Annotated in this window: 6 protein-coding genes, 5 tRNA genes, 1 pseudogene and 1 riboswitch; of the genes and pseudogenes, 8 read left to right on the forward strand and 4 right to left on the reverse strand. The window is 62.8% G+C overall.

The window, feature by feature from the left end; translation table 11 throughout:
- The coding region (locus J9889_RS01510) for a transposase (RefSeq protein ID WP_210555848.1) at window positions 1-174 on the forward strand (174 nt) is incomplete at its 5' end.
- A gap of 52 nt (window positions 175-226) precedes the next feature.
- On the opposite strand, the gene J9889_RS01515 is transcribed toward J9889_RS01510, so the two are convergent.
- The 3 genes from J9889_RS01515 to J9889_RS01525 all read right to left on the reverse strand — a co-directional run bounded on the left by J9889_RS01515 (window position 227) and on the right by J9889_RS01525 (window position 3,590).
- Window positions 227-436, reverse strand: coding sequence for a cold-shock protein (locus tag J9889_RS01515; protein WP_005297820.1), 210 nt, complete (start codon window positions 434-436; stop codon window positions 227-229).
- A 292-nt stretch (window positions 437-728) separates the two neighbouring features.
- The gene (locus J9889_RS01520) at window positions 729-1,388 is read right to left on the reverse strand and encodes a LysM-like peptidoglycan-binding domain-containing protein (protein WP_124812691.1); all 660 of its coding nucleotides are present in this window, start codon (window positions 1,386-1,388) and stop codon (window positions 729-731) included.
- Between the two features lie 99 nt (window positions 1,389-1,487).
- Complete coding sequence (locus J9889_RS01525; protein WP_210555847.1) at window positions 1,488-3,590, reverse strand: methyl-accepting chemotaxis protein; 2,103 nt, start codon at window positions 3,588-3,590, stop codon at window positions 1,488-1,490.
- Window positions 3,591-3,853: 263 nt separating this feature from the next.
- On the opposite strand from J9889_RS01525, the gene gltX reads away from it, so the two are divergent.
- From gltX to J9889_RS01555, 6 genes are all read left to right on the forward strand, one after another.
- Entirely contained in the window at window positions 3,854-5,269 is a 1,416-nt protein-coding gene (gltX, locus tag J9889_RS01530; protein ID WP_167824622.1) for a glutamate--tRNA ligase, read from the forward strand.
- Window positions 5,270-5,782: 513 nt separating this feature from the next.
- Window positions 5,783-5,858 (forward strand) — tRNA-Ala (locus J9889_RS01535).
- 28 nt (window positions 5,859-5,886) lie between these two features.
- Window positions 5,887-5,962 (forward strand) — tRNA-Ala (locus tag J9889_RS01540).
- A 63-nt stretch (window positions 5,963-6,025) separates the two neighbouring features.
- A tRNA-Ala gene (locus J9889_RS01545) sits at window positions 6,026-6,101 on the forward strand.
- A 48-nt stretch (window positions 6,102-6,149) separates the two neighbouring features.
- Window positions 6,150-6,225, forward strand: a tRNA-Ala gene (locus J9889_RS01550).
- 34 nt (window positions 6,226-6,259) lie between these two features.
- Window positions 6,260-6,335, forward strand: a tRNA-Ala gene (locus J9889_RS01555).
- A 460-nt stretch (window positions 6,336-6,795) separates the two neighbouring features.
- Here the strand turns inward: J9889_RS01555 and J9889_RS01560 are convergent.
- Window positions 6,796-8,937 (reverse strand): ExeM/NucH family extracellular endonuclease, encoded by a 2,142-nt coding sequence (locus J9889_RS01560; protein ID WP_128313561.1) that lies wholly within the window; start codon window positions 8,935-8,937, stop codon window positions 6,796-6,798.
- A gap of 293 nt (window positions 8,938-9,230) precedes the next feature.
- Window positions 9,231-9,314, forward strand: a riboswitch (cyclic di-GMP riboswitch).
- Between the two features lie 145 nt (window positions 9,315-9,459).
- On the opposite strand from J9889_RS01560, the pseudogene J9889_RS01565 reads away from it, so the two are divergent.
- Window positions 9,460-11,631 (forward strand): annotated as a pseudogene (locus J9889_RS01565) (glycosyl hydrolase family 18 protein); the annotation flags it as partial.
- Window positions 11,632-11,772: the final 141 nt, after the last annotated feature.

Genomic DNA, 11,772 nt, shown 5'->3' on the forward strand with positions numbered 1-11,772 from the left:
TTATCGAAATATATGCGGGGGATCCTGGCGAGTGCAAACTACCCGATGCACACGAGTGTGCTGGAAGGGGTGAACAACAAGATCAAAGTGATAAAGCGCATGGCATATGGATTTAGGGACTCAGAATACTTTTTTCTGAAAATCAATGCGGCCTTCCCCGGAAAGCCGCGATGAACCAAAAAATAGGAGGGGCGATGGCTCCTCCTACGGGTTCACTGGCGCTGGCTCAGATAACGGTGACGTTCTCGGCCTGAGGGCCTTTTTTGCCCTGGGTCACAGTGAACTGGACTTTTTGACCTTCAGCCAGGGTCTTGAAACCTGCGCTCTGGATGGAGGAGAAGTGAACGAAAACGTCCGGTCCCTGGGATTGCTCGATGAAGCCAAAACCCTTGGTTTCGTTGAACCATTTTACTTGGCCGGTGCGAATGTCAGACATGTGGTAAGTCCTATCTATAACAAAATGAAACTAAGCCTGGTTGGGCAGCATTTGCCTGGAAGTCAGGGGTTGAAGCATGACTGACCACGTCTCTTTGTCCCAGTAGCATGTAGCACAATCCCTGTCTAAAGCCTGACCGATTGTACTGGAGCCCGATCCCTTGTCAATTTGGCACTTTTCATTTTTTGAGCGAGCTAAAAGTATTGTGAAGTCAGCAGCTTGTTTCATGCTTCACATCAAAAAAAACGGGAGGCCATGGCCTCCCGTCTGCATAAGGGGGGGTCGAGCCCCCTTATTCCTTGAGGGCGAACCCTTCCCCCTGGCGGTCGTAGCGGTAGCTGACCTGACCGAGAGAGCGGACCTCGACCCGCTGGATGCGGCGGCTGGTGTCCACCAGGATGAACACCGACTTGCCCGACTGCAGCCGGGTCAGCGGCCTGTCCGGCCCTTCGATGGCGATAAGCCGGCTGAGCTCGGCCCCCGGCAACTCGAACTTGCGGAAGATGGAGTAGAGGGTTTCACCGGCCTGCACGTCGTGCTGCAACCAGGTGCCATCCACTTTCTCCTCGACGGGCTTGGCGGCCTGGAGCTCACCGGCGTTGCCGATGGTCAGGGCCTGGGCCGGCACGGCCAGGGGGACCGCCAGAGAACCTGACGGCGCCGTGGTCGGGGCGGCGGGGGCGGGCTCCCAGGCCAGCACCAGCAGCCAGAGCGGGATCAGCACCAGCAACCCTATGGTGTGTTTCCGGGGCAGGGGGCTTGCCAGCTTGAACGAGGCCGCCTTCGGCTCCTTGTTGCGCTGACCCAGGCCACTCATACCCTGGCCGAGACGCTGGCGCAGGGGCAGGGTAGCCGCGTTGATACGTTGGAGCAGGGTTCCTTGTGATTCGTCTTGGCGACGCTGCTGGGCTCGTCTGTTATGGCCACGTGGGCGACGGTCCGGGGTGGGCACGGCATTTACCTCTCACTACATTGCCTGCCATCAGGCAAATATGCCGCCTATGGTAAACGGACTCGTCCCCGAGGGGGAGAGTCCGGAGCATGAAAATTATCAGCTGAGACGAAACTGACCCAACAATTGCTGCAAACGTTCCGCCGCCTGACGCAAGGCCTGACTGGCGTTGGCCGTGCTGGTGGCGTCCCTGGCGATGTCGTTGGCCAGTGCGCTGGTTTTTGACAGATTGCCGGAGACGGTCTCGGAAACCGAGCTCTGCTCCTCGGCGGCGGAGGCGATCTGGTAGGTCATGTCGTTGATGGTAGCGATGGCCTGGAAGATGCTGCCGAGGGCCGCCTCCGCCTGATCCGCTTCCCCCACCGCCTGATGGGTCAGCTGCTGGCTCTGCTGGATGGCGTTGACCGCGTTGGTGGAGCTGTGGCGGATCTTGTCGATCAGCTCCTGGGTATTCTGCACCGCCTGCTGGGTGTTGCCCGCCAGCTTGCGCACCTCGTCGGCCACCACCGCAAAACCGCGCCCCTGCTCGCCGGCCCGGGCCGCCTCGATGGCGGCGTTGAGCGCCAGCAGGTTGGTCTGATCGGCGATCCCCTGGATGACGGTGAGGATGCTGGTGATCTGCTCGCTGTCGTGAGCCAGCCCTTCCACCACTTCGGCTCCCTTGCCTGCCTCGGCGGCCACCTTGTGCATGGAGTGGATCACCCGCTGGAAGCGTACCTTGCCCTCGTCCGCCGCGCTCTGGGCCTGCTTGGCGGAGTCGGCGGTGTTGTTGGCGTGGGTGGCCACCTCCTGGCTGACGTAGGACATCTCCTGTACCGCGGTCAGCATCTGCTCCATTTCCGCCTGGTGATGCTGCAGGTTGTTGTCGGTCTGGCCGGCGATGCGATCGGTATCCCCGGCGTGGCGATGGACCTCGCTCGCGGTCTTCTGCACATCCCCGAGCAAGGCCTGCAGCTTGTCGATGAAGCGATTGATGCCTCGGGCCAGGGCCCCCAGCTCGTCCTGGGAGCGGCTCTCCAGGCGCTTGGTGAGATCCCCCTCGCCGTCGGCGATGTCATCCACCAGGCTCACCATCTGGCGGATGGGGCCCGTGATGCTGCGGGCAATGACCAGCATGGTGCCAAGGGCCAGCGCCAGTACGATGAGGGCACCGATGAGCTGTTGGGTCATGGCGGCGCGGTTCATGTCGGTGAGCTGGCGTGCCAGCTCGTCCGCTCCCGCCAGCACCACCTTGTAGGGCAGGGTGACGATGATGGCCCAGTTGCGGGCCATGCCGGGCACCGCGATGGGCACCGAGATGCGAAACGCATCGTCGAGCTCCTGGCGCTGTACCTCGGGTTTGAGATACTGCTGCCAGCCGTTGCCGAGCAGCTTGTCGGCGCGGCTGCCGAGCAGGCTGGCGTCGCCGCTGGTACCGGTGATGACGCCGGCAGCGCTGACGATCAGGGTCTCCCCCTTGCCGTCATAGATGTTGCTGTTGAGAGACTGGGCCTGACGGCTGATGGAGTCCACCGCCAGATCCAGCGCGGCGATGCCCTTGAACTGGCCATCCACCAGGATGGGGGTGGTGATGGTGCTCACCAGCACCTGCTGGCCGTTGATGTCCACCTTGAAGGGGTCGATGAGGCAGGGGCGCCCCTCCCGTTTCGGGCAGGCGTAGTAGTCGTTGGCCGGGTTGCCGAACTCGTCCGGATCGCTCTTTTCGATGGAGAGCAGCAGATCGCTGCCGATCTGATCCTTGTCGCGATAGAAGTAGGGAACGAAGCGCCCCTTGTCGTCACTGCCGAGCGCGCTCTGGCCGGCGAAGCTGGCATCCTGGCCGTCGAAGCCGTTGGGCTCGAAGCCCGCGAAGGCGCCATAGAGCTGGGGCTCCAGGGCAAGCTGGGCCTTGAGCAGGTCGGTGGCTTGCTGGCGATCCAGCGGCAGCTTGCCCTCCTGCTGGCGGGCGAAGACGCTGGCCATCTGCTGGGTGTAGGAGAGCCCCTTTTGCAGCAGCTGGGTGATGGTGGCGGCCTCGGCACGGGCGTTGGCACTCACCTTCTGCCACGCCTCCTGTTGCAGGGCGGCGCGGCTGGAGTCGATGGTGAGCTGCTGGGTCTGCCGGCCTGAATACTGGTTGAGCAGGATCAGGATGACCAGGGCCGTGGTCATGGCGACACCGGCCAGTACCAGGATACGATTCTGGATAGAACGAAACTGCATCGCGCGTTCCTTGTATCGTTGAGGGTTCGTTGACGGGGTGACTGAAGTATCGGCTGTGCGGGAGATCTCTCCAGCGACCTCGCCTAGCTAAGCGGGAAAAAAGGGAAAATTCTGAGACATCACTCTAAAACAGCGGTTTTTGCGGGAGTAGACCCTATTTTCCCCTCTGCCTCGCCATGGTTTTCCCATCCGTCATTGTCGGTGCTAAAATGCGACGGTTTTTTTAACGAATTGGCCCAAGGCCCTCTACACAAGGCTTAAAGATGAAAGTCAAAACCCGTTTTGCTCCCAGCCCGACCGGCTTTTTGCATGTCGGCGGTGCCCGTACCGCACTCTATTCCTGGTTGTTTGCAAAGAACCAGGGCGGTGAGTTTGTGCTGCGTATCGAGGATACCGATCTGGAACGTTCCACTCAGGAGGCCATCGACGCCATCATTGAGGGCATGGAATGGCTGGAGCTGAACTGGGATGAGGGCCCCTACTACCAGACCAAGCGCTTCGATCGCTACAACGGCCTCATCGACGAGATGCTGGCCGACGGCCGTGCCTACAAGTGCTACTGCTCCAAGGAGCGGCTGGAAGCGCTGCGCGAAGGCCAGATGGCCAACGGCGAGAAGCCCCGCTATGACGGCAAGTGCCGGGATGGCGACCACGATCACCCGGCCGATGCGCCCCACGTGATCCGCTTCCGCAACCCGACCGAAGGCTCCGTGGTGTTCGATGACCACGTCCGTGGCCGCATCGAGTTCGCCAACACCGAGCTGGACGATCTGATCATTCGCCGTACCGATGGCGCGCCGACCTACAACTTCTGCGTGGTGGTCGATGACTGGGACATGGAGATCACCCACGTGGTGCGTGGCGAAGACCACATCAACAACACCCCGCGCCAGATCAACATCTACAAGGCCCTGAACGCGCCGGTGCCGGAGTTTGCCCACGTCTCCATGATCCTGGGTGACGACGGCGCCAAGCTCTCCAAGCGCCACGGCGCCGTCTCCGTCATGCAGTACCGCGACGACGGTTACCTGCCGGAAGCGCTGCTGAACTATCTGGTGCGTCTGGGCTGGTCCCACGGGGATCAGGAGATCTTCACCCTGGACGAGATGATCAAGCTGTTCAGCCTGGATGCCATCTCCAAGTCCGCCTCCGCCTTCAACACCGACAAGCTCTTGTGGCTCAACAACCACTACATGCGCAGCCTGGATCCGGCCTATGTGGCCAAGCACCTGGCCTGGCACATGGAACACCAGCAGATCGACACCAGCAATGGCCCGGCGCTGGCCGACGTGGTCACCCTGCTGGCCGAGCGCTGCAACACCCTGGTGGAGGTGGCTGCCCAGAGCCGCTACCTGTTCGAAGAGTACGAGGCCATCGACGAAGCGGCAGCCAAGAAGCATCTGCGCGGTGTGGCTGCCGAGCCGCTGGCGCTGGCCAAGGCCAAGCTGGCGGCCCTGGAGACCTGGACCACCGAGGCGCTGCACGAGCTGATTGAAGCGACCGCCGCCGAGCTGGGTCAGGGCATGGGCAAGGTCGGCATGCCGCTGCGTGTGGCCGTCACCGGTCTGGGCCAGTCTCCTGCCATCGACGCCGTGATGGCGCTGGTGGGCAAGGAGCGGGTCCTCGCCCGCATCGACCGCGCCCTGGCGTATATCGAAGCGCGCATGGCCGCCGAGTAAGCTTGTCGCCGCACATTGCCGTCACCGGTCTGGGGTAATCTCTCCCCTGCCATCGACGCCGTGATGGCGCTGGTGGGCAAGGAGCGGGTCCTCGCTCGTATCGACCGCGCTTTGGCGTATATCGAAGCGCGCATGGCCGCCGAGTAATTCAGAGCGCCGATACGGGTCAGTCCCCTGGCATCGCCGACGCCGTGATGGCGCTGGTGGGCAAGGAGCGGGCCTCGCTCGTATCGACCGCGCCCTGGCGTCTATCGAAGCGCGCATGGCCGCAGAATAAACATCGGCCATGGCATGAAAAGGGCCCCCTGACGGGGGCCCTTTGTATTTTGGCCTCAAGCGGATTTGCGACGTAAAACAGCGACATAGCGACGAGGTTGGCGGTAAAAACAGCTAACTGCCTGAATTTTGACTAAACGCTCCAGCGGGTGAGAATTTTGGGTTGACAGCAAAGCGGGTGATGCCTATCATGCGCCTCCGTTGCCAGAGATAACTTTGGTAGCGCCGAGGTGAGTTGGGGTTATAGCTCAGCTGGGAGAGCGCTTGCATGGCATGCAAGAGGTCCGCGGTTCGATCCCGCGTAGCTCCACCAAATTCTCCTCGAACAATCTGGAATCCAAGGGGTTATAGCTCAGCTGGGAGAGCGCTTGCATGGCATGCAAGAGGTCCGCGGTTCGATCCCGCGTAGCTCCACCAGGTTCCCGATTGACATGAAGTACCCAAGGCAGTGCGGTGTGTATCACCCAGGCCGACCTTTGTGGGGTTATAGCTCAGCTGGGAGAGCGCTTGCATGGCATGCAAGAGGTCCGCGGTTCGATCCCGCGTAGCTCCACCATTATTGAGGATGAATGGCCGCCAGAACCATTCATTCAGTACCGAATTTGGGGTTATAGCTCAGCTGGGAGAGCGCTTGCATGGCATGCAAGAGGTCCGCGGTTCGATCCCGCGTAGCTCCACCAAATTCAGAGTGATTCAGCGTCACTCACACACATCGGGGTTATAGCTCAGCTGGGAGAGCGCTTGCATGGCATGCAAGAGGTCCGCGGTTCGATCCCGCGTAGCTCCACCATCTTTCGCAAGAAAGCACCAAGGCCACCGCATCGCGGTGGCCTTTTTGTTTGCCTGTCATTTGGATTTCCCATGATCTCGCCCTTTGCATTTGTCTGGCAAATGGCGTTTCACCCTGTCCGCGAGGGCATCAGCGGCCCTGGCCGCCGCTGACGGGGGTGAGGGTGGGGATTGGCGCCGATGCCGCCATGGCCATGGCGCGGGCTGCGTGGTGCCATCCTCTGCCGCGTGGCGGTTGGCTCGTTCGGCAGCCTGCGGGATACGCTATCCGGCCCCTGATGTCAGCACCGGGTTTCCCCGTCGGCAGGGTGCCAGTCCCCGGGAAAGGGGCGAGGCGGGGGCAACAGGGTATTTATTCATCCCATGATGTGGCCCTTTGCATTTGTTTTTCAAATGGCCCTGGCACAAAAAAAGCCCGCGATCATCGCGGGCTTTGCACCTGGCATCGAGGATGCCGCGTTTTAGCGACGGCGCCGCCAGGCGAGCGGCAACAGGGCCAGCAGCAGGGCGCCCATGGCGCCGCCACCCCCCTTGCTCGCTTCCTTGAGCTTGAGGTCAACGATGACGGGGTCGTGGTCCGAGGCGCTGAAGGGGTTGTCCGACTTGATGAGGTCGCCGGTGTAGGCGCTGCCATATTCGAACAGGTTGCTCTCGAAGGAGTTGATGTGCCAGTCGGCCACCGCCACCACCTTGTCAGCCAGCGCCGGGTTGGCGAGGGCGTAGTCCAGGGTGCCGAGCTCGGCCTCGTAGCTGTAGGAGATGGCCTTCTCCTGGTTGAACTTGACGTTCAGATCCACCAGGCCGTAACCCTTGGCCACCGTCTGGCCCATCTGCTCATAGGGCTTGTCGCCGATGTAGGTGTGGGAGGCGGAGCGGATCTGGCGCTCCCCCGCGACCGGCGCATAGTCGGTCAGCACCCGGATGGGATCCTCCTTGGCGTAGGAGTTGAAGTCCCCCACCAGCAGCACCTGGCCCGGCATCTTGCTCACCGCCTCCCCCAGCACCTTGGCGGCGCTCACCCGAAACTCGGTGCACTTGCCCTGCAGATCCGCAGGCTCCGTCTTGCCATCCCCGTTCTCATAGCAGCCCGACCCCTTGGACTTGAGGTGGTTGACCACCAGGGTCAGGGGGGCGTCGCTGCCCGCCACGGTGAAGCGCTGGACCAGGGAGTCCCGCTGACCGGCGCTCTTGGTGACGCCGCCCGTGGTGTAGCGCTGCTGGGGCAGGGGGATGACGTCGGCATCCCCGCTCGGGGTGAGCAGGGCGGGGCGGTAGATCATGGCCACCATGATGGCGTCGCCGCCAAAGAAGCGATCCTCCGTGAGCAGGGCCTTGGGCAGGGTGACGAAGGCGTAGTGCTTGCTCGCCTCCTTCTGCCTGGCGTTGAGGCTCTCCACCAGATCGTGGAGGGCGGCGTGCTCGTCAAAGCCGTTGTTCTCCATCTCCATCAGGCCGAGCAGGTCGGCGTCCATCTCGGTGATGGCGTTGACGATCTTGGCGCGCTGCAACTGGAACTCCTCCAGGCTCTTGGCGCCGCGGTTGCAGCCCTTGGCGCTGTCCGCATCCGCCTGATCCGCGCAGAGCACGTTGAGGGCGCCCCCCACGCTGGAGTGGCTGGTGAAGTAGTTGAGCACGTTGAAGCTACCGATGCGAAGGTCAGTGCCATCCAGGCGGGCCGGGGCGCTCTGGCGGTCGTTGTCGCCGGTGCGCAGCAGATCCCCCGCGGTGATGGTCTGATCCCGGGGCACGATCAGGCGGTACTCGTTGTAGCTGTAGCCGACCATGGCCTCCAGATTGACAGGGGCATCGCCGATGCGCAGGTAACCCTGCTCCGGCTCCCAGGCGGGCAGCCAGGGGAGCTTGCCGTCCCCCGCCTTGAAGTCCGACTCGAGGAAGACGCGGTTGCTGGCGTTGGCCTCGGCCAGCGCCACGGCCTCGGGGCTGCTCGCCACATGGAGCTGGGTCGGTTTCATCAGCGGGGCGCCGTGAGCGAGCACCAGGTTGTTGCGCCGGGCGGCATAGTCGTAGCTGAAGTTGCGGCTGATTTGGAGGGCGCTGTCGGCGTCGAGGCGCACCCGCATCCCTTCGTGACGCTCCAGGGCCCGGGCCAGGGTTTCCCCCTCCAGTACCCGCAGCGCCGTGGCGGCCGGGGCGTCGCCCTGGGCCAGGGTTGTCAGGCGCGGCGTGCTGCCGTCAAACAGGGGCTTGAGCTGGGTGTGGCCGTAATACTCCTCGACCTTGGCCTCCAGACAGACCAGGGCGCCCGGCTGGATGTCCGGGTACTTGCTGGCGAAGTTCTTGTCGTTGAGGTAGACGAAAATGCCGTCCGACGTCTCGGGGTTGCCGTCCCCCTGCACATCCAGCAGGTAGAAGCCCTTGTTGAGGCTTTCCCCCAGACCTGAGACCACCGCCTTGACCGAGACGCTCTGGGCGCTTTCGAACTGATCGTCCGGGACGAGGGGGCTCTTGTCGCCACTGCCCTGGATGGCGGGGATGGGGGTGAGGGCACTGTCGGCCGGGCAACTGAAGCCGGCGGCGTAGAGAGAGGGGGACGCGAGCGCGAGCCCCACGGCCAGCGACAGCAGGGTAGGTGTTCCTTTCATGGGTATTCCTTTTTTTATTTTTGCCAGTGTTTCCATAGCCTTGGCATCGTGGCCAAGGGCGCGCATTGTCACATTTCTGGCAGCTCTGACCAGTGAGCCAACGCACATTATGAGGAGACAAAGGAGCCCATCTGCCATTTTTTGACGTGGCTAACAGTTTGATATTGATGATCTATTTGTCATCAGGTGGGAGCGAAAAGTGTGAGGCGGCCAGCATTCACATATTTTCCTTCGAGAATAAAGATTGAGCAGTGGTCACTTGCTTCCTATACTCGAGCCGTTCCTCACGGAACCCAGGCAAAGGGCAAACCGGCAGTGATGCCGGGACGCAAAGCCTCCGATCTGTCCCATCCGGGCCAGACAGCGGGGTTACCCAGGGTGACTTGAGGGTTTGTGGCCCGTCCATGGCCTGTTGTCGCTCCCTTGTTCCCTGTTGCGATTGCGCTTTTCCCGGTATTGAAGCCAAGACAAAACAAGGAAGATAACAATATGCAACAGATCTTGAGGCCCAGCAGGCTTGCCATGCTGGTCGCCCTTGCGGCCGTCCCTGCCTGGGCGCAGGCTGCTTACCCCGCCTATCAGGCCGGCACCGCCTACAAGGCTGGCGACATCGTCAGCAACGCAGGCGCCCTCTATGAATGCAAGGAATTCCCTTACTCCGGCTGGTGCGGCGCGTCCCCCTATCACTACGCCCCCGGGGTGGGGGTGGTCTGGGCCGATGCCTGGAAGCTGTATGGTGGCGAGGTGCCGCCGCCGGCCCTGGTCGTCGCCATCGGCTCCCCCGCCGTGGGTGCCAGCGTCAGCGAGGGGGCCAGTGTGGCCCTGGCGGTGACGCTGAGCGGCCCGGTCACGGCGCTCGCCCGGGTGGAATACCTCATCGACGGCGCTCTGGTCGCCACCGCCACGGCTTCTCCCTGGAGTGCCAGCTGGTCTGCCGCCGGTGCGGGCAATCACGCCCTCAAGGCCCGGGCGCTGGATAAAGACGGCAAGGTGCTGAGCGAGGCGGATTCGAGCTTCAAGGTCGCCGCCGTGGTGGCGCCAGAGGCGCCCAGGGTGAGCATCGCAAGCCCCGCCGCCGGTGCCAGGGTGACCCTGGGCCGCGCCCTCACCGTGAGCGGCAATGTCACCGATGCCAATGACGACGTCGCCAAGGTCGAGCTCTTCGTGAATGGCCAGAAGGTGGGCGAGGACACCAGCGCCCCCTGGCAGCTGAGCTGGACGCCCCAGAACAAGGGGCTGACCGGCCTCAAGCTGGTGGCGACCGACAAGAGCAACCTCTCTGGCGAGTCGGCCCAGGTGGACGTGCAGGTGGAAGAAGCGGCCCTGCCCCCTACCGGCGGCAACCTCTCCTGCGACGTGCGCCAGATCTACCGCGCCGACGGCAGCGAGTGCATGGGGGATGACCACGGCCGCCGCGTCATCGGGTATTTCACCTCCTGGCGCACCGGCAAGAACGGCCTGCCCGCCTACCTGGTGAGCGACATTCCCTGGGACAAGATCACCCACATCAACTACGCCTTCGCGGCGGTGGACGAGCAGAGTCACACCATCAAGGTGGATGACGCCGCTACCAAGCTGACCTGGAACGGGGTGCCGGGCGCCGAGATGGATCCGGAGTTCGCCTATCAGGGTCACTTCAACCTGCTGTCCAAGTACAAGAAGCAGTACCCGGACGTGAAGACCCTCATCTCCGTCGGGGGCTGGGCCGATACCCGCGGCTTCTACGCCGCCACCACCAAGGGCGACTGCTCGGTCAACACCGCCAGCATCAACGCCTTTGCCGACTCGGCCGTGGGCTTCATCCGCCAGTACGGCTTCGATGGGGTGGATATCGACTACGAGTACCCCACCTCCATGAAGGATGCGGGCAACCCCAACGATTTCCCGCTCTCCAACCAGTGTCGCGGCAAGCTCTTTGCGAACTATGAAGTGCTGATGAAGACCCTGCGCAACAAGCTCGACAGCGCCGGCACCGAGGACGGTCGCAAGTACATGCTGACCATCGCCTCGCCGGCCTCGGCCTACCTGCTGCGCGGCATGGAAAACTTCCAGGTCACCCAGTACCTCGACTACGTCAACCTGATGACCTATGACTTCCACGGTGCCTGGAACCACTTCGTCGGTCACAACGCCGCCCTGTTCGACAACAAGGCGGATCCCGAGTTGTCCCAGTGGGGGGTCTACACCCAGGCCCAGTTTGGCGGCATCGGCTATCTCAACTCCGCCTGGGCGGCCCACTACTTCCGTGGTGCCCTGGCGGCGGGCAAGATCAACATAGGGGTGCCCTATTACACCCGTGGCTGGCAGGGGGTCACCGGTGGCACCCACGGTCTGGGTGGCAAGGCGGCGCTGCCGAGCCAGAGCGATTGCCAGCCGGGCACCGGTGGCAGCACCATTCCGTGCGGCAACGGGGCGGTGGGCATCGACAACATCTGGCATGACCTTGACAAGAACGGCAAGGAGATTGGCGGCGGCGCCGTGCCCATGTGGCATGCCAAGAACCTGGAGCACGCGGCCAGCCTCGGCATCACCACCTTGCCGAGCTACGGCCAGGCCTGGGGTCTGGATCCCAACAACCCGGCCCACGTGATGCAAGGCCAGTATGTGCGTTACTACGACGACAAGGCCCATGCGCCCTGGCTCTGGAACGAGCAGAAGAAGGTGTTCCTCTCCACCGAAGATGAAGAGTCCTTGACATCCTCCCCCACCTTAGCGCTTCGCGTCACAGGAGGGGGATTCCCATTACTGGGTGATAGCTGCTCGCGCAGTACCGGGTTCCTGCTTCATCGGGCGGCCTGATTGCACCACGCCTCCACAGGCTAAAACGGCGTGTCC

It is taken from the genome of Aeromonas sp. PrichA-15 (assembly GCF_017939245.1).
In the GTDB taxonomy this organism is placed as follows: Bacteria; Pseudomonadota; Gammaproteobacteria; order Enterobacterales; family Aeromonadaceae; genus Aeromonas; species Aeromonas caviae.

Bases quoted from the DNA above. Each gene is read 5' to 3' on its own strand.
- J9889_RS01515 (WP_005297820.1), bottom strand. From the start codon at position 436: ATGTCTGACATTCGCACCGGCCAAGTAAAATGGTTCAACGAAACCAAG.
- J9889_RS01560 (WP_128313561.1), bottom strand. From the start codon at position 8,937: ATGAAAGGAACACCTACCCTGCTGTCGCTGGCCGTGGGGCTCGCGCTC.
- J9889_RS01525 (WP_210555847.1), bottom strand. From the start codon at position 3,590: ATGCAGTTTCGTTCTATCCAGAATCGTATCCTGGTACTGGCCGGTGTC.
- gltX (WP_167824622.1), top strand. From the start codon at position 3,854: ATGAAAGTCAAAACCCGTTTTGCTCCCAGCCCGACCGGCTTTTTGCAT.